The organism is Peribacillus simplex (assembly GCF_900156045.1).
GTDB lineage: Bacteria > Bacillota > Bacilli > Bacillales > DSM-1321 > Peribacillus > Peribacillus simplex_D.
Window position 1 is genome coordinate 222557 of the sequence record NZ_FTMX01000006.1, and the last position, 24733, is coordinate 247289.

General features: G+C 37.1%; 19 protein-coding genes and 3 pseudogenes. 16 read left to right on the forward strand and 6 right to left on the reverse strand.

Annotation, left to right across the window (positions count from 1 at the left end; translation table 11 throughout):
- The first annotated feature begins 49 nt into the window (after positions 1–49).
- Complete coding sequence (bla, locus tag BW986_RS20810) at positions 50–982, forward strand: class A beta-lactamase (protein WP_076370326.1); 933 nt, start codon at positions 50–52, stop codon at positions 980–982.
- A gap of 158 nt (positions 983–1140) precedes the next feature.
- Here bla and brnQ read toward each other — a convergent pair whose 3' ends face one another.
- Both brnQ and BW986_RS29370 read right to left on the reverse strand, forming a co-directional pair.
- On the reverse strand, positions 1141–2484 hold the full coding sequence (brnQ, locus tag BW986_RS20815; RefSeq protein ID WP_076370328.1) for a branched-chain amino acid transport system II carrier protein: 1344 nt from the start codon (positions 2482–2484) through the stop codon (positions 1141–1143).
- A gap of 643 nt (positions 2485–3127) precedes the next feature.
- Positions 3128–4807, reverse strand: a complete 1680-nt coding sequence (locus tag BW986_RS29370) for a NucA/NucB deoxyribonuclease domain-containing protein (protein ID WP_179086128.1) — start codon at positions 4805–4807, stop codon at positions 3128–3130.
- 523 nt (positions 4808–5330) lie between these two features.
- Here BW986_RS29370 and BW986_RS20825 point away from each other — a divergent pair.
- The 5 genes and pseudogenes from BW986_RS20825 to BW986_RS30360 all read left to right on the forward strand — a co-directional run bounded on the left by BW986_RS20825 (position 5331) and on the right by BW986_RS30360 (position 11277).
- Positions 5331–6500 (forward strand): MFS transporter, encoded by a 1170-nt coding sequence (locus BW986_RS20825; protein ID WP_260320915.1) that lies wholly within the window; start codon positions 5331–5333, stop codon positions 6498–6500.
- Between the two features lie 644 nt (positions 6501–7144).
- Positions 7145–8623, forward strand: a complete 1479-nt coding sequence (locus BW986_RS20830) for a multicopper oxidase family protein (protein ID WP_076370332.1) — start codon at positions 7145–7147, stop codon at positions 8621–8623.
- 761 nt (positions 8624–9384) lie between these two features.
- Positions 9385–9566, forward strand: a pseudogene (locus BW986_RS30850) (hypothetical protein); the annotation flags it as partial.
- 420 nt (positions 9567–9986) lie between these two features.
- A complete protein-coding gene (locus BW986_RS20840) occupies positions 9987–10511 on the forward strand; it encodes a tubby C-terminal domain-like protein (protein ID WP_076370334.1) in 525 nt (174 codons plus the stop codon).
- A 616-nt stretch (positions 10512–11127) separates the two neighbouring features.
- Complete coding sequence (locus BW986_RS30360) at positions 11128–11277, forward strand: hypothetical protein (RefSeq protein WP_179086129.1); 150 nt, start codon at positions 11128–11130, stop codon at positions 11275–11277.
- Between the two features lie 628 nt (positions 11278–11905).
- Here the strand turns inward: BW986_RS30360 and BW986_RS20855 are convergent.
- Positions 11906–12022 (reverse strand): annotated as a pseudogene (locus BW986_RS20855) (YjcZ family sporulation protein); the annotation flags it as partial.
- Positions 12023–12575: 553 nt separating this feature from the next.
- On the opposite strand from BW986_RS20855, the gene BW986_RS20860 reads away from it, so the two are divergent.
- Positions 12576–13544 (forward strand): hypothetical protein, encoded by a 969-nt coding sequence (locus BW986_RS20860; protein ID WP_076370342.1) that lies wholly within the window; start codon positions 12576–12578, stop codon positions 13542–13544.
- A 312-nt stretch (positions 13545–13856) separates the two neighbouring features.
- On the opposite strand, the gene BW986_RS20865 is transcribed toward BW986_RS20860, so the two are convergent.
- On the reverse strand, positions 13857–14312 hold the full coding sequence (locus BW986_RS20865; RefSeq protein ID WP_076370344.1) for a YfmQ family protein: 456 nt from the start codon (positions 14310–14312) through the stop codon (positions 13857–13859).
- Between the two features lie 346 nt (positions 14313–14658).
- On the opposite strand from BW986_RS20865, the gene BW986_RS20870 reads away from it, so the two are divergent.
- The 4 genes and pseudogenes from BW986_RS20870 to BW986_RS20885 form a co-directional block, all read left to right on the forward strand.
- A complete protein-coding gene (locus tag BW986_RS20870) occupies positions 14659–14994 on the forward strand; it encodes a hypothetical protein (RefSeq protein WP_076370346.1) in 336 nt (111 codons plus the stop codon).
- A gap of 43 nt (positions 14995–15037) precedes the next feature.
- Positions 15038–15856 carry an SMI1/KNR4 family protein gene (locus BW986_RS20875; protein WP_076370348.1) on the forward strand — a complete coding sequence of 273 codons (819 nt, stop codon included), beginning with the start codon at positions 15038–15040 and terminating at the stop codon, positions 15854–15856.
- A 270-nt stretch (positions 15857–16126) separates the two neighbouring features.
- On the forward strand, positions 16127–16798 hold the full coding sequence (locus BW986_RS20880; RefSeq protein ID WP_076370350.1) for a hypothetical protein: 672 nt from the start codon (positions 16127–16129) through the stop codon (positions 16796–16798).
- 253 nt (positions 16799–17051) lie between these two features.
- Positions 17052–17213: pseudogene (locus BW986_RS20885) on the forward strand (IS110 family transposase); the annotation flags it as partial.
- A gap of 162 nt (positions 17214–17375) precedes the next feature.
- Here the strand turns inward: BW986_RS20885 and BW986_RS20890 are convergent.
- A complete protein-coding gene (locus BW986_RS20890; RefSeq protein ID WP_076370351.1) occupies positions 17376–17963 on the reverse strand; it encodes an SET domain-containing protein in 588 nt (195 codons plus the stop codon).
- A gap of 435 nt (positions 17964–18398) precedes the next feature.
- Between BW986_RS20890 and BW986_RS20895 the strand changes: the two genes are divergently transcribed.
- The 4 genes from BW986_RS20895 to BW986_RS20905 all read left to right on the forward strand — a co-directional run bounded on the left by BW986_RS20895 (position 18399) and on the right by BW986_RS20905 (position 22776).
- Positions 18399–19667 carry a saccharopine dehydrogenase NADP-binding domain-containing protein gene (locus BW986_RS20895; protein WP_076370353.1) on the forward strand — a complete coding sequence of 423 codons (1269 nt, stop codon included), beginning with the start codon at positions 18399–18401 and terminating at the stop codon, positions 19665–19667.
- Positions 19668–20700: 1033 nt separating this feature from the next.
- Positions 20701–20874, forward strand: a complete 174-nt coding sequence (locus BW986_RS30855; protein ID WP_260320916.1) for a hypothetical protein — start codon at positions 20701–20703, stop codon at positions 20872–20874.
- On the forward strand, positions 20814–20951 hold the full coding sequence (locus tag BW986_RS31125; protein WP_311316567.1) for a hypothetical protein: 138 nt from the start codon (positions 20814–20816) through the stop codon (positions 20949–20951). Before BW986_RS30855 ends, BW986_RS31125 begins: the two co-directional genes overlap by 61 nt.
- 472 nt (positions 20952–21423) lie before the next feature.
- On the forward strand, positions 21424–22776 hold the full coding sequence (locus BW986_RS20905) for a TrkH family potassium uptake protein (protein WP_076370355.1): 1353 nt from the start codon (positions 21424–21426) through the stop codon (positions 22774–22776).
- A 449-nt stretch (positions 22777–23225) separates the two neighbouring features.
- On the opposite strand, the gene BW986_RS20910 is transcribed toward BW986_RS20905, so the two are convergent.
- On the reverse strand, positions 23226–23870 hold the full coding sequence (locus BW986_RS20910; RefSeq protein ID WP_076370357.1) for a YczE/YyaS/YitT family protein: 645 nt from the start codon (positions 23868–23870) through the stop codon (positions 23226–23228).
- A gap of 255 nt (positions 23871–24125) precedes the next feature.
- Between BW986_RS20910 and paiA the strand changes: the two genes are divergently transcribed.
- On the forward strand, positions 24126–24644 hold the full coding sequence (gene paiA / locus BW986_RS20915) for a spermidine/spermine N(1)-acetyltransferase (protein WP_076370359.1): 519 nt from the start codon (positions 24126–24128) through the stop codon (positions 24642–24644).
- Positions 24645–24733 lie beyond the last annotated feature (89 nt).

Sequence of the window (24733 nt, forward strand, 5' to 3'; positions counted from 1 at the left end):
GGCTGCTATCCCAGGAGAATAAATATATTTTAGAAAGAGGTTGAATCTTATGAAATCATTGAGCAACATTTTTAGTACTTCCGCATTCAGAAAAATTGTGCCAGTTCTATTTCTTTCATGTGCAACGCTTGTAGGTTGTTCAAACAATAACGTTAATGCTGAATTAACTAAACCAAAAAAACAAGAAACTGCCAATAATCATGCTTTTGCTAAGCTTGAAGAAAAATTTGATGCTAAACTTGGTGTCTTTGCGTTGGACACTGGTACAAACCAAACAGTAGCCTATCATCCAGATGAGCGTTTTGCTTATGCATCCACTCATAAGGCTCTTGCTGTAGGAGCACTTTTACAACAGAAATCAATAGAAGATCTTAATCAAAGAATTACCTATACACCTGAAGATCTTGTTAATTATAATCCGATTACAGAAAAGCATGTTGATACGGGGATGACTCTTAAGGAGCTTTCTGATGCTTCTCTTCGATACAGTGACAATACTGCTGGAAACCTTATCCTTAAACAACTGGGGGGGCCGACTGGATTTAAAAAGGCACTGGAGGAAATCGGGGATAATGTTACCAACCCTGAGCGATTTGAGCCAGATTTAAATGAAGTGAATCCTGGTGAAACTCATGATACGAGTACACCAAGGGCACTTGCTACTAGTCTTCAGGCTTTTACATTGGGAGATGCACTTCCAACTGAGAAACGTGAACTTTTAATAGACTGGATGAAGAGAAATACTACTGGAGATGCGTTAATTCGTGCTGGAGTGCCGAAAGGTTGGGTAGTGGCTGATAAGACTGGAGCAGGATCATATGGTACGCGAAATGACATTTCGATCATTTGGCCATCAAAAGGAGACCCTATTGTTCTTGCTGTACTTTCAAGTCGTGATAAAAAAGATGCCGATTACAACGACGACCTTATTGCTGAGACAACAAAAGAAGTAATTAAGGCCCTTAAAGCCAAAAATAAATAGAACGTTAAGTAGCCTTTTTTAGTAGTTTAATTACTAAAACGATTGTTATGGTGATGTCTTTCATTATCCGCGGGACTAGGGAGTTCCTGGCTTGGACATACAATTTTAAAAGGTCAACCAGTAAAGAATCACTGGGTTGACCTTATTTTAATATTTACTTAACTACTAGTTGGGGGATTAAGACCGAATTTCCCTCGTAGTATGCTGCTGCTAAACCCAATAAATCCTCCAACAATTGCTGGAATGATCCACCCCAGTCCGACATCGTACATAGGAAGAATTTCATTAAAAAAATTATTAATGGAAGAAAAGTGTATACCAGCTCGATTTAATCCATCAAATAAACTAATTATAAATGTTAAAAGTAAGCTTCCTTGATATACTTCAGCTTTCCCTTTAAATAAAGAATGACAAAATGTCAAGAAAATTAATACAATGGCTAATGGATAAATAGCTGTTAATAGAGGAATGGAAACAGCGATTAACTGTGTTAACCCAATATTGGCAACTATTGCACTGAAAATAGATAAACTAATAGCAATTGTTTTGTAAGGTACCTTTGGAAATAGTTTATGGAAGAATGAGGAACAAGATGTAACAAGTCCTACGCTTGTTGTTAAACAAGCTACTGTAATCATTAATCCTAATAATATCCCGCCATAAGCTCCAAAATAATAATCCGAGACTTTTGCCAAGATGGTGCCTCCATTTTCCAGGTGCCCAAGTTTTTCTACACTTGAAGCACCCATATAAGAAAGGGCTGAATACATGGTTGCCAGGAAAAAGGCAGCAATCCCAGTTGCTTTTGCACAAACAACCATAATTTGTTTTTTTGTTTTAGCACCTTTTTCTTTAATGGCATTAATGATGATGATGCCAAAAACAAAAGATGCAAGCGTATCCATTGTTAAATAACCTTCTCTAAACCCATTAAAAAATGGTTGAACTGAATAATTCTTAATAGGTGCTTGAAAATCCCCGATTGGATGTTTAAAAGCAACCACTACTAGGATTCCAATGAACGTTATCTTGATTGGTGTTAATATTTTCCCGACAATTCCGACAACTTTCGCGGGATTGATCGAAAAAAGGCACGTAATGCTAAAAAAGATGATTGTAAAAATAAGTAAAGGTGCAGAGCCTGGATTGTCGGACAAAAAAGGTTTTACACCGATTTCAAAAGAAACGTTTCCTGATCTAGGCAAAGCAAATAAAGGACCAATGGCTAAATAAAGAACGGTTGTGAATACAATGCCGAATACAGGATGGACCCGACTTGCTAACGACTGTAAATCATCTTTCCCCGAAAAACCAAGTGCTAACACACCAAGTAACGGTAAGCCAACTCCTGTTATTAAAAACCCTGCATTTGCCGACCAGATATTCATTCCTGCTGATTGACCAAGCATTGGTGGAAAAATTAAATTTCCTGCCCCAAAAAATAGAGCAAATAACATTAAACCAATAACCAATATAAATGAAAATGGTACTCTAGTAGCCAAATTAAAACCTCCATGAAAGAACTAAATTTTACTTTTTTAAAAAGAAATAATTTTCAAAAAATTGATCACGGACTAAATACATAAGATTGTATTGTATTATGACCTGTTAATAAGTTTCTCCTTTTGGGCGGCCTTATTTAATATGCAATAAGGTTCTTTTTAACGACAAGCAAATTGTTGATACTACCATGATTGGATTTCAAATGATAATCGCTATGAAATGCAGAAAATTCCCCTATTAGCCCCCTATTAGTGATATGTAATCATTAACTAAAATTACATTTTATAACTATTGATATATTGTAATACATACTTCTTTCTCTTTAAAGGATACAAAGGAGGAAAAAAACAAGAAATAAAGTTGTCATTGGGAGGGATAAAAGTGGTAGCTTTGAAAAAACAACGTATCAGATTAGTGAAACAAGAACCATAGTGGATTTAAATATAGAAGAGAATTAAGGAGTGTTTCTAACTCTCTTGAAAATGAATTGGAATGTTATCTGTGAATAATACATAATTTGCTTATTTCGTTATCGGGGATATGATGGAGGCAGTCACTATAAATACCTAGTCAAAAGAGCTTAGATTGGAGTCCAAGCTCTTTTGACTAGCCTTCGTCTTTTATTCAACTAAACTTCTATTATTAGGGGATTGCATAGACTTCGACAGTGAAGCTTTCTCCATTGGTGTTTTCCGGTCTGGCGATGTAGAAATCTTCACTCGTTTTGATTTCTGACTCGGATCCGTCTGTAAGATCATAGAAGATCGTTTCGTCGATTCCGAAGCTGATGTCTTTCATGACATCGAATTTTGCATCTTTAGGGCCGTCGACGATTTTCCATTGTAACTTGGTCGCGTAAGTAGGGATGTTCCCGATCGTGAAGTTATCACTCGATCGGTTATCCTGGCCGTCCTGAGGCTGACCTTCCGATCGAATCGTCGCGATTTTCTCGGGAGCTTCGACCTCCACATTAAAAGCGTCTCCATCCAGAATCCGGTCATAGGCGTACCAGGCACCGAGCCATGTACCTGCAGCACCGTTCGAATCAGCGGAAATCATTCTTACAGAAAAATTATCCGATCCGTTCGTCGATGAACCTTCCCAGGTGGAAGCGAAAGGATATTCGTCACACTGCTTTCCTGTCCGATCCTCATCTCCGAACTCCCGGTCACAAATCCTTCTTGTCTTGTTCCTATTACGGTTGTATTCCTCCTGATGACGTTTTGTATACATCCGTGTCAGTGTACTGTCTCCAACGGCTCCAGGTATTTTCTTTCCAACCATTTGAGGCTTTGTCTGTTCTGGGTGGTCCATGGCGTCCTTCCAATGCTGGCCGGCTTCAGTTAGCATTTCGAATTCCGGTTTCGTGATCGGGACATTGAAGACCGGTGTGGCTTTGCTGAATACGGCTCCTTGCCAGAAATATTGATCTGGGAAAGCGAACATGTATTTTGCAGAGTCATAACGGACGGTCTGTTTGATGCCATCAATGCTTTTTTTGTATTTCCTTGCTGAATGGGTAAGGGTGAGTTTCGGCCAAAATTCCATGTATCCCAACTGGTCAGGATTTGAATCAGTTGCTGGGGGCGCTTCTGAGGTGAAGATTTCTGTATCGAAGTTCGTGTTTTTCCAGTGGGCGATCGTTCGTTCCGTCGGTGGATAGTCTGGATCCTCTTTACAGTCACCTGCGTTCAATTTCGATTCACATACCATATCGATTTTCAACTTGGCTCCATTTAAAGCTGGATCGGTCACGATGATATCGTCAAGTGTATAATAGATTCTCATGTTCCGGCTTTGGTTGGAACCATAACCTATTTCCGTGAATTGGAATTGAACCCCTGCGTTTATACAGATCCCTCCGATGCATTTTATAGGGACTTGATATGTCGCCACATGGGACCAACAGAAGGAATAACGGTTCTTGATATACCCTGTTTCTGAACTGCTGTCAGGACTTCTTCGGCATTCATCTACAGTCTGGATATGATCATAATCAAATTCCGGGGGTACCCATCCGACCGCCGTCTTGATCGGAGGTGCCAAGTTCGCTCTGTATGTCGCTTTACTTTGCTGGTCTACCTCCATCAATTCATCTAATGTCTGAATGCCTTCTTTTTGCTGGATTTGATCTTGTTTGATTTCAAGCTTCCCGAGGGATTTGCCTTGCTTCATCAGTTCGGTTGCCTTCTTGATCTTGTCGTCTGGAACCCAGTATCCTCCACCTTCTGAAGTTGCTTGTGTCTGTACAGGTGCAAAGATGCCAAGAGTCAAAAGCATGACAAGGACAATTGTGAAAAATTGCTTGTTTAACCTGGACATTATAATTCCTCCCTTATTGAGCAGTAACAGCTGTTTATTACCCATGGACTAGTGCGCTATTAGGCCGGTGTGATTTAAATCGCTGATAGGTTACTACAAAATAAAATATTTGACAATACATTCCAAATCAAATAATGCTATCAACCTACATTTTTTACCAAATGATAAATAAATAGGAAGATGGTGGCCGATTCAAAAGACCTGATAATGTTGAAGACAATAAAGATGTTGCATTAAAAGTTGGTTAAAGACGAGGATATGTAATTCAATTGCAGACCGAAGCAGGGATTGCATTCTTATAAATGTATGTGACCAACAAACTGGAATATTTCGAACGTTTCGATTTCAATGCTTACTCTATAGATTATAAAATGATATAATTTCATTTATTGGGAAAATTTATTAATATTTCTTCGTTTGTAAATTGTTCATTATTGTGAAGTGGTTCACTTGAACTAACGGGTGATTTAGTTCATTACCAGAGTTGATCATGGGCAATTTATATTTAAGGGGCGGTTTCGAATTGAAAAACAGCAACATTTGGTTATTAAGCTTCGTTAGTTTTTTTACAGATATGGGCACCTATATGGTGACTCCTTTAATCCCGATTATTCTTGCTTCGTCAGGCCCTTTAATTATTGGGATTGTAGAAGGTTTATCAGAAACCTTGGCAAGTTTTTTGAAATTTTTCTCTGGTCGTCGTTCGGATCGTTTGAAAAATAGAAAAGGGTTTGCTTTGTTTGGTTATGGCTTATCAGGTTTAGGAAGAATATCTTTGATTATTTCAAGTACCTGGGTCGGCGTTTTCATATGGAAACTGATAGATCGTACGGGAAAAGGGATACGGACGGCTCCAAGAGATGCTCTTATATCCGAGTCTGGAGGAAAAAATAAACAAGGAAGAGTTTTCGGATTACATCAAATGATGGATATGTTAGGTGCTTCCATCGGGATTGGAGCTGCTTATTTCATATTACAGATGAATGGAAATCAAAACTTTCATGATGTTTTCCTGTATTCTTTAATCCCTGTAATTATTGGTTGGCTACTGTTATTGGGCATAAAGGAAAGAAAGCATGAACCACTAGTTAAAGAAATGCCGCCTGCCACGAAACCTAAACTTGATGTGAAACTTCTAAATCCGAATGTAAAAAAATTATTGTTTATTGTATTTCTCTTCACTATTGTGAATTCATCAAATTCGTTTCTTTTACTAAGAGCTGCAGATTTGGGAGTTTCTACTGCCAATGTTCTATTGTTATATCTACTCTTTCACCTTACTGCGTCTTTATTTTCTTATATTTCCGGAGCGTTCTCAGATCGATACGGACGAAGAGGTATACTAACTGTAGGATATGCGTTATATGGATTTGTGTATATTGGTTTTGCGGAAGTAAATACAACGATTGGTTTAATCGGTCTATTTACATTATATGGGCTGTATTCAGCTTTTACTAAAGGGGTCGAAAAGGCGCTGGTTGCTGATATATCCAATCCAGAAAGTAAGGGAACTGCACTTGGTTTCTATGCCATGATTACGGGGATTGGCCTATTTCCGGCTTCTTTGCTTACAGGTTTGTTATGGCAGATATTTGGCGCTGAAGTTTCATTCCTGATTAATGGGATCATCGCATTGATCGCATCTATTTTGTTATTTAGAATGCTCTCCATTAACGTTAGAAAAGCAATATAGATCTTAAAAGATTGATAGGATGCAGTTTATAAGTAGTTAGGCAGAGTATGAACAAAAAATGAATATGCTTCCATTAAAGGCGTGATTCTTTTATAAGAATCGCGCCTTACTAACGGGTGCGTTAGCTAAAGATCGGAGCTGCCTTAAAGGCAGCTTTTTCTTTATGGAACTAAAAGGCAAGGATAGATGAACAAGAGAGATGAAATTTTTATCTCTCTTTTATGTCGTATTTGACACAAATTCTAAAAAAACGGAAAATTTTAATGCTATACCTATACATTTGTTTTGCTCACTTTACACAAGCACTCCCCTTATTCATTTCATAATTTGATAGAAAGGGGGGGAGTGGGGTAGACCATTTTACTATTTCCAGTGTTTTTATACTTACATCTCGGACATGTGTCGTTTCACAACGTTTTTAACGCCATAAAATAATATATAGCTTGTATTTTAATGAGGTAGTATCCATTGTGTTCGTGTGGCATTAGTGAACGAAGTTTCCGATGTTTTCCCGAAATTCAATTTGAAGAGTTGGTACAAGGCCATTTAAATCTCTTTTTGCTTTCGACCAGTCTCACGGTTCAAGCCATGAACCTTCCTTTGTTTTCAATATTTATAAATTAAAGGAGTGAAAAAAAGAAAATATGCAATTTAAGAAATTTGTTGATCGACTCCCAATTCCGCCGGTAATCAAATCAAGAAAAACTACCAAAAATAACCCTTATGTTGTAAGCATGGTACAAACACGACATCAATTTCATCAAAATTTGCCCAAAACAAAAGTATGGGCGTATAACGGGTTAGTGCCTGGTCCAACGTTTGAAGTCAAGAAAGACAAACCTATATACGTGAAATGGAAAAATAAATTACCTAAAAAACATTTTTTACCCATCGATACAACGATTCATGGGGCTTCTCATACCCCTGAAGTTCGAACCGTTGTACATTTACACGGAAGTCCGAGTGCACCAGCAAGTGATGGACACCCAGAGGCGTGGTTTACCAAAAATTTTGGGCAAACAGGGCCAGAGTTTGTAACAAAGACCTACAAATACCCAAACCGAGAAAGAGCGACCACTCTTTGGTATCATGACCATGCCCTTGGTATCACCCGGTTAAATGTGTATGCAGGTCTTGCAGGGCTTTATTTAATACGCGATGAAGAAGAGAAGGCGCTGCCTCTTCCGAAGGGAAAATATGAGGTACCACTCATCGTCCAGGATAAGTCATTTAATCCAGATGGATCTCTGTTTTATCCAGCCCAGCCAAGCAATCCCTCACCAGATTTACCTTTTCCATCTATCGTTCCTGGTTTTTTTGGAGAAACAATCGTAGTGAACGGGAAAGTTTGGCCTTATTTAAACGTGGAGCCCCGCAAATACAGATTTCGTATAGTAAACGCTTCTAACTCTCGCGCATACCAGTTTCAATTAAGTAATTCTCAGTCTTTTTTTTTAATCGGAACAGATGGGGGGCTTCTTGAACGGCCGATTGAGGTACAAAGTCTACTAGTTGGTTCAGCTGAGCGGATAGACATCGTTGTGGACTTCTCTAAATTGCAAGGCGAAACCATCATCTTGCAAAACCAGTTTGAATTAGGGAATCCTACAGGCGATGTGATGGCATTCAAAGTGACAAAGCCCTTAAAAGGAAAGGACAACAGTCAAGTGCCGGCGATTTTAAGTAATATTGATCATATTCCACTCACAGAAGTCAAAAAGGTAAGACACTTAACACTTGTGGAGACACAGGATGAATTTGGACGTCCTATGCTTTTGTTAGATGGAAAAGAGTGGGATGATCCAGTGACAGAAACACCTCTGCTTGATTCGGTTGAAATATGGGAGCTGGAAAACATAACTGACGGCGGCCATCCAATTCATCTTCACTTGGTGGATTTTCTCGTCCTTGAACGCCGTGACAGTAATGGAAACCTCAAACAACCTCTTCCCACTGATTTTGGCTTAAAAGATACAGTGACAGTCAACGCGGGAGAAACGGTTCGAATCATCATGAGATTTGAACCATTTGCTGGAAAGTATGTATGGCATTGTCATAAGTTGGAGCACGAAGACCATGACATGATGCGACCATTAACCATAAGAAAGCATAAGAAATCATAATGAACTAGATAACAGGTCATAGGTCGATATTTCTTATAAAAGTGAATGAAAGGAGTTATTGACATTAATATAAAGGTCTATTCTTTATCAGTTCCATATGATCTTATAAGTTTAAAGCAGAAACTTACCAAGCAATTTGACTTGAAAGTTTCTGACGGTAAATTCGAGACTTAAAAAGTAAAGAATTCGGTGAGTGTGAAGGAGATTGGTTTTTTAATATCGTGAAAATCTCAACTTAGAGGAGAGCCGGAACAACAGGCTCTCTTTTTCTTGTTAGGAAAAGTCGGGATTCCTTCCACCAGTATCTACAAAAATAATTATCAACAAACCAATGCGACTTTATGACACTCTAATTTCAAAAATCCCCTTAAAAAATTAGCATTGTTGACGACACCCGTCAAATTGTCTTAAACATAAATCTTCACATGATCGATCACGCCTACAAGCTAAAAGACACCCACTAAGATTTGATAGGCATCTCTCTATACACGTTTCGCCGGGACTTCTCGGAGGACAAGTACAGTTACAGTTCTGACGACGTCTTTGATTACACCGTTCTCTTTGAGCTGCCCAAGCAGGTTCACATTTGTTATGAAGATATGTGGTATCTACAAAAGGTTTACAATGTGGAATAGGATTAAAAGGGTTTATTTTAATCACCTCTTTTTTTATTTTCGAGTTATTATATTCATTAATAGAAAAACTGTTTGTACAATATAGTACAAACAGTGAAAATAGAACGGCTAAAAACAGCATAAATCTTAGGCGCATACCTAATACACCATGGACTTGTCAAACATGATAATACTTTATTTAGTTTTAAAGCAGTGCAGGGCGAAGCTATAAACCGGGCGTCATTGATGTTCAAGTGGAAATTTGTAATCAGGAACAAGAGGAAGTAAGGATTGCGGGAAATGCTGTAATCGTATTTAAGTCCGAGTAATTACTGGAATAGCCATTCAACGTGCGTTAGTTTAAGATTGAAGCTGTCTTAAGGCAGCTTTTTAATGGTTCAGGTTAGCTTAACCTGGACCATATAAATATTATTGTAGTGTATTTAGATTTTGTGCCCTTACTAACCTTACAACTACCTCGAGGTTGAGTGAATAATTCCTTGTTACAAAAACTATTAGTTTTCTTCTTTCAATAAGGCAGGTCGTTGAGGCAGCCTTTTTCTTATAGCACTAACGGGGCAGTGTAGTGAAAGAAAAAGTATATCAACATTAATGAAAATATGGTATTTTTATACAGTGATTTTAATAGTGGAAAATTGATGAAGAAAAATGGAATTTATGAAGACGTTTAGTCAGCAAGTAAATCAAAGGTTCAAAGTAAATTTTAAATAAAGGATATAGGATCTTAAATGCAGAAACTTACATACTTTCCCCCAAAGATTAAGGATTCAACTAAATTAATTGATGTGATTGATGAACAAGGTAATGTGAAATGTAAATTCAAAAGGACTTTTAAAAACTTTATTACCAGAATAGTAACTTACTTATGGAGTTTTGATTGGTATGTTCAGTTTGATGTTTATTCAAATGATAACGATTTAGTTTATCAGTGTAAAAAAGTAACAAAGTGGATGGGAAAAACAGAATATAGAGTGATAAACTGTAAAACCAAAGAAGTATTTAATGTTAGTTATAAATCTTGGCAAGTAGTTGTCCCCGAATTCCTCATTACAAATGATTCATCAGAATATTTAGTAAAAAAGGAAATGATGGATTGGGCAAAACTTTATCATCAAGGTAGAGAAGTAGCAAGATGGAAAATGAAGACTACTGAATGGTCCAAGACATATTTAGAAATTGAAGAGGAATGCCCTATACAAGAGCCAGAATTTTTTATTTGTCTTTTTCAAGCAATTTTCTATGTTGGCGACTAAAATTTCAAGTTATTTATACCCATTCAAAATTGTGAAGTAATGTACTTAAAGTAACAGGTGCGTTAGCTGAAGATCGGAGCTGTCTTTAAGGCGGCTTTTTCTTATGGAACTAACGGGGCAGGTTAGTTCCATAAGATAAGGAAATTTATTCTTGAGGTATAAAGGATGATTTTTGGTAAGATGTCTTTATGGAGAAGTGATATTACAATGAAAATTTTAAAAAACAGAATAAAGCCCTTGTTTATTCCAGCGTTACTCTTATGGGTAACAGCAGGAATTATCCACTTTGTTTCCACCTTGTATTACGGTGTTTACAATGATTATCGGTCTATGGCTTATATCCTCATATTCATTGGGCTGTTTTTAATATTAATTGAACGGTATTTACTAGAAAAGGCAACAAAAAAGGAACTAATAGGGCTAGGTTTGACATTTTTACTAAGCATTTTATCTCTATTGTGGGTAATATATTTTTTGTGATCGAACAAACGGTTGCTTTACTTCAATATCAGGAGCCGAACAGCAGTTTTGTTTCTTATCTAAAAAGGTAGAATAATTGAGGAAGTATTTTAGAGGAATATAATTGGAGTAATTATGAAAGATAAAGAGGATACAAATGATGAATAAAGAAAAAAAGAAAGGCAAAGAAGGTTTTTTCAAATGCGTAATGAATGAAATTCGTGATTCAATCTTATCTGAATTGGTTTTTAACATCTTAACTCTTATCCCAAGAATGATAGTTCGTTTAGTAAAGAGTTTATTTTAACTGGTTGAGTCTGAAGAATTCTTAATGAACTAACGGGTGCTTTAGCTGAAGATCAGAGCTGTCTTTAAGGTAGCTCTTTTCTACTGCAACTAAAAGGGCAGGTTAGTTGCAGTAGAAAAGTGACAAACTAACAGGTATATAAATTTCCTTAAAAGGAGTAAGAAAACATTACGTTTATGGAAATAGTGGCTATTGGTATTCTATTGGTTGTAACTGGTTGTAGCATTTTAGGGTGGTTAATTAAAGAGTCTTATAAAAATTATAAAAATGAAAGTACAAAAACTAAGATTTTCTATTTCTTATGGGTAGTAATAGGTGTTCTACTAGACACCAGTGGATTAATCATTATTTTTGGTTTTATCTTTTTAGGAATACTATTAATAATTTATTACCCACTCTTCAACTAGGATCCTAAGCGTTGGAAATTCGGGGCTTTATTTTTCATAAAATGTATTATCATAGTTTTTCGCGTTTTGTCATCTGGACCATAATTAGAGTGTTCAAAATAGCTATCATTCCCCAGAAATAGGAATCAAATTTGAAGAAGCCGACCAATAAAGGTCGGCTTTTTTCATACTATTTAGCAGCAGCCTCCGTAACCGCCCCCGTAACCATATCCACCGCCGCCGTATCCACCGACAAAGCTAGCTCCAACAATGATTAGGAGTATAAACAAAACGACTATAAAGGCGAAACCTCCACCAAATCCAAAACCGTCATCACAACTTGATTCACAACGTGACATCTAGAAACATCTCCTTAATTGTTTTTAAGGAGGAAATTAATTAAATGGGTAATATCACATTATGCTCAAATTAGGAAAATGACACAATAGTCTCCTCTCCATCTCTGTTCATAGGATAAAATGTTGGAGGTACCTCTTATTGAGCTAACGGGTGCGTTAGCTGAAGATTAGAGCTGTCTTTAAGGCAGCTTTTTGTTATTCAACTAAAGGGGCAGGATAGTTCAAGAAGAATTGACACAAGAAGGTCGTCAATGAAGGCGATCTTCTTGTGTCAATTTTTAGAATAAGTGATTTATAATTGGGATATTATGTTAAAATAAACGCGAGCAGAGCAGTTTTTAGGGTATTGATGGTGAGAGTATTGGGGGAAATGATTATCTTCGTGAAAAGTCCTATGATTCATTAAAACTAAAACAGTTTAAATTATAATTCTTAAGGGGTGTTTATTTATAGTTATAAATAGAAATAAAAATGAGAGTTTAATTGGAAGCGCTCTGTTCATTGTAGAGGTAGAGATTTACGAACTCACTGGTCTGGCGGCCGAGGTGACCTCATGACAGTAATGAAAAAGCAGCTAATTTCACATTTGATGAAAAAGCGTAGATATTGGGGTTATGGTGCCGCTATAGCGGTAATGCCTTATCTGTTAATCAAAATCGCCTGGACTTTCGGTCTCTTCATGCCGACCGAACAAATGGGCGACCCAAGTTGGCGCACTGCAAACGCAGTAACAATGGTTCTAGCTGCAGTTGGTTTCCTGTTAGCATTGGCGTTTAGCATGACATGGGGTGAGCGACTGCCCGCCTGGTTGGTTGCCTTGCCCGTCTGGGTAGGTACTGGTTTACTTATTCCTATGCTGTTGCTGGCGCCTGTGCTTGGTCCTGCTGCTATGATACGCGATCAGCAGGCAGGAGCTGCCAACGTTTGGGTATATGAGCAGATTTTCGTAATGGTCTCACTGGTTGGAGTCGGCATCTGCCTACCTTTCGCCTTAGCTGGATACGCTAAAGCGCGTTGGCCAGAGGTATTTGCCGAACCAATCGACATTGAATTACTCCCGGGCAACAGCCAGAGACTGCATATCACCTTGGCTAGGCTTGTCGCGGCTGGATGTATCCTGCTTGGATTTATTAAGCTATTTTGGGCGGTCGGTGGAACTATTGGCATCAACCCAGCTATGTTGGATAACCGCGATTTATGGTGGCACCTATTGTCGTTGAGTACCGGTGTATGGGCCTTCGCGGGGGCGTGGGGTTTGTTGGTACTGACCACCCGCCGCGGGTTGAAGAGGTTCTTCCCTCCTATGGCAACTGCATGGATCTCGTCGGGAATGCTGTTCTCTTATAACCTCTTTAACCGCTTGGCCGCCACTCGCCCCGATGCACAACCTGCTCTAGAGAACCCGCTTGCATATGTACTAACCACAGAGTTAGGTAGCGTCTTGGGAGTGATGATGGGAATAATTATCCTGATGGTACTGCACGACCGCCGGAGAGCAATGCGTAGTTTTAGAAGTAATTAACGTTCCTAATATTGTATTATATATTTATAAAAAGAAAATAAATTAAATGAAAAGGCCCCCAATTTTTGGGCCTTTTAAATGTACGATTCTTTACATTATCATACATTAAAATTTAGTAAAAAAGATTCCCTTGTTCGGCTAAAGTGTGCGTCGTACTAGAAAATGGTCACTGATTATCAAGACCGCGATCTAGGTGAGCGAGCACAAAAAATGAAGGCATCCTCATAAGAGAAGAAGAAGACGTGTAAGAAAATAAATAATTCCTAATCAAAAAACCACACATCATGGTGTGGTTTGTCATTTTTCTTCCTTTTATGCTTCCTTTACATCCAGTCCTTTCATCATCGAACGGTCTTGGAGGCTTTCGGAACGCATGCTATATGCCACGAGCTTCTTCTTGTCCTGTTTTACGACATCCACATGGTCGCCGTATACGAACACCAATAACCGAATATCTTTTTTGCCTTTTTTCGTATCGATGACCAATGGCTTAACACCGCTCTTTGGCTGTAAAAACAAGGATTCGTTTCCAGGAAATATATGATTTTTCTTCAAAACCATCGCGTGGTTAACATCCTGAATCACTTGGTTCTTCTCTTCCCCTTCCAATCGTTTTCCGTCCATCGTGATCACGGTATTCACGTCACTAAGTGTTGGATGCATCTTAAATTTATTCAAAAGCCAATTGACGACATCGGTTGGAAGGCAGGTAACAACTAGTTTAAATATCGTTAAAATAATGGTCAAAATCAAAACGGGTCCTGTCATTTTTTCATCATCTCCGTATGTTATAAATGCCTCATTATAAACAGCTGCCTCTATATTACCAAAAGAATGGCCATTTTTTCTTTCGAAAATATGTCCATTCTCGCAACGTTTTCCTTTTGGGGCGTGCGGTATAAACTAACGGACAGGGGGTTGCTTCCGCAGCTCCTTTCATATTGAAAAGGGTAGATTAGTTTAAGAAGCGTAGTGTATTCATAACGGGTGCTTTACTTCAATAACAAGGGGTGCTGCGGCAGCCTTATGGCACTAACGGGGCAGGTTTGTTCAATAAGGGACTTGAGTACAATCTGCTAAAATAGTTAGAAATAGGTAGGGAAGGGTGAAGTAAATGTGTGGAATCAATTTCATTTTAGCTAACACCTATAAAGAAGCGTATAAGGAAGAAACACATGTAGAATTTGAAGAGGGAATACACTCATATCTTTTAAGCAAGGAAAAGGACTCTAATAATGAGTATGGTTTACTTTTAAATCTTAATATTTATGGTGTAACAATATTGTATAGAGACGAGATTAATGAATTAATAGGTATATGTGATGGCGTAATTAATAAATACACAGGGGAGGACAAAGAACAAAAAGTTAGACGTTTTGCTAAAGAGTTAAAGTTTTTTTGCATAGAAGCGTTACAGCGAAAAAAACATATATTTGCCATAGGTGATTAGTTTTAAAAAGTATGATATTAGTATTTTATGGGAGTGGCAGAGGATGGATTTGTGGGAAGAAGAATTTGATGATAATTTTAAAGGTGAACTAAATGCGGAAACGCTTCAAAAAGTTCAAAGAGAATTACAAGTGGATTTACCCGAGTCATATATTAACGTACTGAATAAACGAAATGGATTCTATCTAAAAAAGAAATATTTTCCTACCAGTATCCCTAATAGTTGGGCCAATAATTCCGTATATGTCGATGCTTTATACGGAATAGGGGAAGACTCAGGACTAATCGACACAATCTATTTACGTAAAGAATGGGGGATACGGAGTAAAAAATTAGTCATCATTTCAGCAGAGGCTCCTGCGTTTATATGCTTGGATTATAGACGTAGAAAAAATCCAATTGTTACTTTTATCGATGTTGAAGCAAATCAAGAGATAAATTTAGCGAAAGATTTTGAAGAATTTATGAATGGTCTTGTTGAAGAAATTAAAGAAGAGGAAATGGATCAATTTGACGATAGTTCTCTAACCCGACAACAAATCGAGGAGTATTATTCGAAGATTGATCATGGCATGATAAATGGAAAACCAGGTGAAATAGACCAACTATTTATAAAAATTCTTTCAACAAATAACGAACTAATTAGATATATGGTTGAAAAAATGAGACACCACAAAAAACCTAAAGTGCAATATTATTTAATGACGTTCTTATCTGAATGTGCAGAAGGGAACAATAAAGGGATTATAGAAGATGACTATCTACGAGAAGTTTTAAATGAAATTTCAAATAGTAAAAATAAGGATGCTGAAGCTTTAGCCATTTATAGCTTAAAAGATTTAAATAAGAGACTTAATATTTAGTTTATAAACAAGAACTCTTCGTGAACTAATAGGATTACTAAACTAAATGGTTAGGATTCGGCTGCTCTTTGTGGGCTGCTCTTTTTATTGAGCTAACGCGGGGCGGGTTATCAAGATTGTGAAGGATTGTACTTAAACTAACGGGTGCGTTAGCTGAAGATCAGAGCTGTTTTTAAGAGCTTTTTCTTAATGCTACTATCGGGGCAGTTTAGTTTAATAAGTTCAAATGATAAGATAAAGAAATAAAGGTGAATATAGGGGAGATTCAAAATGGATAACTGGAGAAATAATACGATTTGGTTTGAACAAATACCAGATAATCTTCAGTCTTACTTAAACTTAAAAGAAGATAAGTTTAATGAGATGCAGCTTGAAAACATTAAGTATTTAACTTTTTGGCATCATAAAAAGAATAAGCTGGGCAACTTTGTTGGTATTCCTGAAAATCTCCTCTATCTAGAATTAAACTGGTCTAATATACAAGATTTCCTTGGGATAGAAAAAATGAATAAATTAAAGCGTTTAGAATTACATTATTGTACTAAATTACAAGAGGATTTTGGTTTGTCTGGCTTAGGCAATACGCTAGAACATTTACATATTAATCAATCAAAGAAATTTGTACCAAATGAAGAATTATTCTCTCTGAAAAATCTTCGGGTTCTGTGTCTTAATTCTTGCGGTAATCTTGATAATTTGAAATTTTTAAATCAATTTCCTAACCTAATTGACTTTAGATTTGTTGATACTAATGTGCTAGATGGTGACTTATCACCAATTTTAGACCATCCAACAATCCGAAGTGTAGGCTTTCTGAATAAGAGACATTACAATATTAAAGATGATAAGATGGATGCTTTGTTAAATGATAAAAATGGTGGAGAAGAATTTAAAACTGTTATCAAGTATGGAAAATATGAGACTTTTAGATATATTTATTAACTCAATTGTTAATGAAATAACAGGTGCTTTAGCTGACGATCTGAGCTGTCTTTAAGGCAGTTTTTTCTTATGGCACTAAAGGGGCAGCATTCCTGTTAGAAGGTTGTTCGAGGTCTTGAAAGAAAAAGAGCCCTCTTGTAAGATGCATGAGTGTCAACGACAATTGACCCAGCATCAAACAGGAGGACTTCTCTATCCAGTTTAAATGAAATGAAAAATTAATCAAGTTACTGAAAATACACTCGTTGTTGGTATGGATATTGCCAAGCGTGTTCATTACGCTTGTTTTGTTGATGAACGAGGGCGCGTGATAGAAAAAGCCTTCGCAGTCCATCAATCAAAAGAGGGCTTTGAACACCTGTATGAAAAGATTCGTCAAACGATGAAGGAAGCTAAGAAAACAGAAGTAATAGTCTTTTTTAGCACTTTCTACTTGTCAGAGGTGCGAACTTTTCTGGGTTTTAAACTCTCACGTTGATGATTCAAGTTCGATCTTGCTAGATCGCCAAAAAAAGCTGGTAAAATTAACATAGACAAACCAACAGATCCGTCTGTCCTGGTGGTTGTTTAGTTGCCTTTACTCCTCTTCATAGAGCGTAAGAAAGGAATCTGGCTCGGCACGTCCCTCTGCGATCGCGTTTACCCTGTCGACGAACTCCGGTAGAATCAGATGACGCAACGGCTGGTCTACTTGATTCAATTGTTTGAATGCCTCCCTAGCCAACTCATCCCATTCCTTATAGCGATACAGATAATCATCAGGCATCACTACGGTGCTAGAAGTCCCTCCCTCCGGTTCACACTCAAAAGGTTCGTCCAACCCGAGCGTAGCATAGTCGCATGTGATTTGTTCTCCGGGAAGAATATCCCTCGACGCCAATTCAATCTCATAGACCGTCGATACCACATTTGGACTGAAGCTGTGATTCATGTATCTGGCATGATCCCAGCACAGCACGTAGTAATCGTCATCGTTGAGGTAGGCATATTTATAGACGATTTCCCTTCGCACGATATCAAGCGATTCAATTTCATCTTCCTTGAGAATAATGTCCAAATCATCCAATGCCCAGATGATCGTTCCTTTGGGGATCATTTTTGTGGCAAAAACGCCCACACCAATCTTTTCATTGACAAACCGAATCTCGGTATCTGGATGTATCATTGATTCTATTCACCCTTTCTCAAAACTTACTATTACTATATACAGCAGTTTCGATTAAGTGACCGTTCATTAGCGTATTTTATCCAAGTTCAATCAGCGGAATGTCCCCCCTGGAAAACGAGAAAGCTCTTTTATTCTTGTTCCACAATCGGGAGCTTTTTTACATTCAAAAATCATCCTGCCATAAACGATAACTTTTGAATGCCGAATACACCTTCAATCAGATATGTTTCTTCAATGGTATAACCCCTTTTTATTAAACTACTGCCCCCTTAGTTGAAAAAGCACTTATTCTAAATCTCATATTATTAATTCTAATACCTCTCTTATTCATAGACAGAAGCACATACGAAGCGATCATTAGAATCATATATTGTTTAAGAAATCATTGCACATGTTTCACGTACAGTATTAATTGGCGAAAGGAGTGATGAAATGTTAAATGGGACAAGTTCATTTTCCATTTCTATATTAGGCAGCAGTGGAGGTGTTGCAAAAGCGGTATTGGCCATAATAAATCAATCCGCCCAAGATAAAAATGACCCTATGTACCCCATCATTAGCATTTCCCAGCTTCACCTAATTGATATTAAACAAAAGGATAAAGAGTATTACGACCAATTATTCCCAAACCTTGCGGATAAAATCAAAATTTCCCAGCTTGATCTCATGGATGTAAGTCACTTTCAGAAACATTTAAAAAGGACAAAAACGAAAGTAGTCATTGATGTTTCATGGGCTGATACAATTGAGATGATGAAATGCTGTAACGAATTAGGTGTTTTTTACATCAATTCAGCCCTCGAGAACACTGAGGTCGATGAGGACGAAAGTCTATATGGTTTCCCATTGACCGAGCGATATATTAGATTTGAAGATAGCAAAAAAAATCTTACCAATATGAAGGCGATTGTTGGCTCGGGTATGAATCCTGGTGTAGTGCAATGGATGGCCATAAAACTCATAAACGAAAATCCGGATCGAAAACCATTAGCCTGCTACATTGTGGAGCATGACGATTCCTTTTTTAAAGACAAAACGTTGATCAAACCTAACACACTCTATACTTCTTGGTCGGTCGAATGCTTCCTGGATGAAGCGATATTATCTTACCCTATGTTTGTCCATCATCATTTGCCACAATATTTTTATGAAGAAGTATATGCAATGGAGTATAAAGTAAAGTTAGGGCAAAAAGAGTTTTATGGTTGTCTAATGCCACATGAAGAAGTGATTACATTAGGTAAATTATTTGATATGCAATTGGGGTTTATTTATCGTGTAAATGAATATACAACGGAATCAATCCGAAATAATTTGGCTAATGTAGACGTTCTCTGGGATTGGAATCAACAATTACTTGATCCAGATGTAGGTGAAATTGAAGGTGAAGACCTAGTTGGTGTCCTATTAGTTTACGAGGATAGCGAAAAGTATATATATAATGTGATGAAAAGTAGTGAAATATATCCGAAATTCAAAACAAACGCCACGTACTTCCAAGTTGCTTGTGGCATTTATGCTGCTATGGCGAGCATAATCCTGGATGACCTTTCTTTGGGTATCTATTATGTAGATGAGCTTTTGCTCAACACCAAGAGCAAGTACGGAGGGTATTTAACCTACCATATGACTGACTTTGTCACAGGAGAAAATAAAGGCTCCGATGGATTATTGCATCAAAGACTTAAATGGATTGAATAGGCTGATTAATGATAAGCAGAGACACTGCATTCATTTGTTTTCTACAGCATCCTAATAAGTTGATGCACTGCTAGTTAGTTTGTTATTGACTTCCCTCTTTCATTTACAAAATCTATTTAGTTAGGAGATTAGAATAGGAAAAGCACTTATTATTGTTTGTGGTGGGGTAGCTTCAGTAGCCATTCATAAATGTTGCCCATGATTGAAATCGTTCACATGAAGGGTTATTGAACTAACAGGTGCAATATTCGTCAGAAAAGAGGAATCCACAGAGCAGCATTCTTTAATGAGTATTCCGCAATAGCGCAATAGGGCTGCCATGTCACCTCTTCAATTTCTTTTAGAAAGTCTAAAAAATGATCTAGTTCCTCTATGATATGCTTCATTGAAAACTCTTCCCATACGGTTTAGATTGATCTAAAAATGAACTTGGCTCTCTCCTTTTGCCACATCCAGACCAATGGATTCATCGTTTTTTCCTCCTCAACTTACTAGCCAGTACCCCTTAGTCCTCCATGTAGTGTCATAACTTCGCTTGTTATACGAGATCTAAGTCCCAACCAGCCTCAAACATGTTTCTACAAGTAGGGGGGCGGACAGTTCAGTTCACGGGATCAAGTCCCACGCACCCGTACGTCATACCCTGGCTACTGATATAATAGATTCTATTGTTGATTTGCTTTCAGAAGTTGGAAGCTTTTTACTTTATGAAAATCCACGCCAATTGATTAAACTAGCGGGATTAACATTATGGGAAAACTCATGAAAATAGCTAATGATTTCCATTAGTTTTAGCGAAGCGTTCGCTCAATTTGGTAATAAAAACTAAAATTTTAATATTATGTTTAAAAGTAGAGTGGGGAAAATAATTCCCCTAATACACCGAGTGATGCAAACCGTTGATACATCAATGTTTATAGAGGGAGGTTAGTTGAACAAATATGCTTGAAACTTAAAGTTACTTATAACGTCATATAAAGTAAGAAAGGGTGCTCCAAAAATAACTGAGGTATGTCGGGAGTTCATTGATAAAGTGGAGGAACGTATTGAAAATAGGGAAATATTCACCTACACCAAAGGAAGTATTCTTCTTGGAATAGGGATTATAGAAACAAGTAAGTACTCGACAAATATGGAAATATCGGCATGTTTACAAATGAACAATACAGAAAAAACGGAATTGGCAGAACGATCATACATCATTTAAAGGAATGGTGTTATGACAATAATCTAAATCCGATTGCGGTTGTTGGTTTTATAACGCTCCCTCGAAACAAACGTTAGAAAGTGCTGGTATGGTCTCTAAAACAAGATTATTAAATATCAAAGTCCTATAGATTTTTAAATGAATGAATTTATAGCTAATCTAGAGTTATTCAAGAATCGCTTTTCTTAATGAACTAGAGGGGCACGTTAGTGAAAGAAGGTTAGGTAAACTTAACTTATGAAAAATACAAAAAGGTATTTTGGGGTTTACTGATCACCTAGCAAACCATTGCTACAGCAAGGTTGTATAAAATCCTGAATAAACGATAAAAAATGACTAAGAACCAAACCCCTGATACACGGGTTTGGCTTTTTTAGCTACTTCCTAGAGTTGTATATCGTATTCATTCGATCCTTTGAGGTCTTCTTCAACGAGGTAGTTTATTTTCTTACTTTAATGGACAAATTATTATAAGTTGAAATTGTGCAAGGGTACGTTAATACAAATTAGGTATAAGTTTGTCAAAAAACATATAGAAGTTGGAGAGAAATGAATAGTAAAATAGAGGACTTAACAAAACGACTATCTGCTGCTCAAATAATTGTTTTTTATTACCTAGTAGCTGTAATGGTTTCAACCATTTTATTGCTGCTACCTATTACTCAAAAGCAGAATGCAGAGCTCGCGTTTATTGATGGAGTATTCATTTCTATTAGTGCGGTAACTGTAACAGGATTATCAACGGCAGATGTAAGCCAGCTGCTTAGTGTTCCCGGTACGTTTATTTTTACAATTATCCTCCAGTTTGGTGGTATTGGGATCGTGGCTTTCGGAACCATACTATGGCTATCAGGAAAGAAAATAGGGCTCAGGGCAAGAATACTCATGACGACAGAACAAAACAGCCCCACTTTTTCAGGGATTGTTCGGTTCATACGAATGATCTTCTTTTTCTTTGTCATGATTGAGCTATTAGGGGCTGTTGTATTCGGTACATATTTTTTGAAGTATTTCCCAACATGGCAAGAGGCTTATTTGCAAGGTTTTTTCGCCTCTGTGTCTGCTACGACAAATGCTGGTTTTGATATTACAGGAAAATCATTGATTCCGTTCGCAGACGATTATTTTGTCCTGACCCTAAATATAGTACTCTTCATTATCGGATCCCTTGGGTTTCCTGTTTTAATGGAGGTAGGTCAGTGGCTTAGGCATAAGGGAAAGATGCCATTCCGGTTCAGCTTGTTCACAAAAATTACAACCGTAACTTTTTTCATACTGATCGTAATTGGAGCCATTTTCATCTATCTGTTTGAGTACAGTCATTTATATTCAGAAAAGACTTGGCATCAATCCTTTGTCCATTCTTTGTTTTATTCTACATCTTCAAGGACTGGCGGAATGGCGATCAGCGATACCAACCAATATTCAGTACCTACCCTTTTGTTACTGAGTATTTTTATGTTCATAGGGGCATCCCCCAGCAGTGCTGGGGGTGGGATAAGAACCACCACGTTTGCTGTGATGCTGCTTACCATTTACAACTATGCGAAAGGGAACAGAACAATAAAAATATTCAAAAGGGAGATCGATGAAGAAGATATCATCAAGTCATTCATCGTTTTCACAACAGGTATGATACTGTGCAGTGTGGCAGTTATCATTCTTACACGCATTGAATCTGCCTTTTCCCTAATGGAAATTTTATTCGAAGTTTCCTCTGCTTTTGGCACTGTAGGCCTTTCGCTTGGCATTACACCGGAATTGAGTACTGCTGGGAAGGTCGTAATCATGATTTTAATGTTTATAGGGAAAATCGGCATGTTTACCTTCTTATTCAGTATGGGAGGCAACCCAGTTAAACATGCGTATCACTATCCGAAAGAGCGCATCATTATAGGGTGAAGAATGTTCTACTGGAAAGGTGATCCAATAATAAAAGTGCAATAATTGTATTGAAAATCCTTTTCTTCTTCAACCATCCTCCACTTATATTGAATAAGCAGCAAAAAGGATCTTTCTGTTTTGAAGATCCTTTTTTAATGCCGATACCATCTGATGATGTACAAATATGGTTTTAGTTGCATTGATGGCAACCTTTTAGCCTTTAAGGCTAGTATTTTATCTTTTGGTCTTTACCCTTGTTCGTATAAGAATTTCGAAATGGGAGGTATAGCATTGTTCTACCGTTCGCAAAAGTAGAAATTTGTGAAAGGTTACTATAAGAGGAACGGCGTTTTCTTGTGTAGTATGGGAAATATTGCACTTAAACTAACAGGTGCGTTAGCTGAGGATCGGGGCTGTCTTTAAGACAGCATTTCTTTATGCTACTATCGGGGCAGGATAGTTGAACTCTATATTGAATGGTTTTTATCATTATCATAATTTGGTGATGGACTAGAGATTGTTAATATGCGGTCTAATACTTTTTCAGTAAGCGGCATGAAGAAATTAAGCATTAGCCCCCCTAAACAAACGGTTAATAAAGTTCCAACGCCAATTGGTCCATTTAGGACCATTGCCATTAGCAAGAATACGAGGTAAATGAAGGTTCTCGAAAAAAAAATATTTGTTCTAGTTAATTCTTGTATGATTAATGTTAATCGGTCAACTGGAATCGGTGCAAAATTTGTGTGTAAATATGTAGCAGTTCCTAATCCTATAACTACCAAGCCGATTCCAAAACAAACAACTTTGCTGTACCATAGTTCAGGTGTTAGCAAATTGTGCAATAAAAAAAGCCACATATCAATACCAATGCCCGTTATAAAAGCTGTTAACAACCCCAAAACTTCTGGTCTTTGCCTTTTTAAAAATGAATTACAACATATCAATATTAAAGCCATTATGATTTCCCAACTTCCGACAGTAAGCCCCACATTCATGGACAGTCCTACTAAAAGTGCATCAAAAGGTGAAGTTCCAAGGTCTGATTGTATAGTGAAACAAATACCAAGAGTTAATAGTAAAATTCCTAATACATAAAAAACATATTTCACTTTGCTCGACCCCTTTAATATTATTTTTTATTGCAAATGCAACAAAGTAAGGTTACATTTAATATATGTCATTTTTATTGCATTTACAACAAAAATCTTTGCTGAGGAGTTAATCATGTAGGAAATTCTTCGTGAAATTGGAATGATAGCAAGAGCATTAGATTCTATAAGTAATATAGAATTTAAAGAATATGGAATTTGTTAAAAAGGGAAATAAGAGAAATTATTGATTATATGAAGGAGCGACATATTTAAATGACTAAAAATATTAAAAAGTGTACCCTTGAAGATTCACGCGAACTTCAAGAAATTAGTTATGAAACATTTGATGAGACATTTAAGGATCAGAATTCAGCCGAAAATATGAATGCCTATTTGGAAAGGGCGTTTAACTTAAAACAATTAGAAAAAGAATTATCCAATATTTCTTCGCAATTCTTTTTTGTTTATTTTAATGATCAAGTAGCTGGATATTTAAAGGTCAATATCAATGATGCTCAGACTGAAGAAATGGGTGATGAATCACTTGAAATCGAGAGGATTTATATTAAGAACAAATTTCAAAAACATGGGCTGGGTAAATATCTGCTAAATAAAGCTATGGAAATTGCGAAGGAACGTAATAAAAAGAAAATCTGGCTCGGCGTATGGGGAAAAAATGAAAATGCTATTGCCTTTTATAAGAAACTGGGGTTTGTTCAAACTGGTGCCCATTCTTTTTATATGGGTGATGAAGAACAAATGGACTTTATAATGACCAAAGCACTTCTATAACTTGTTTTGGAAGGGTGAACTATTATGATAAGCCCACTTTTATTTCACCCTCAAATGCAAGAATTAAAGAACGGAACGGAGCTGTCATA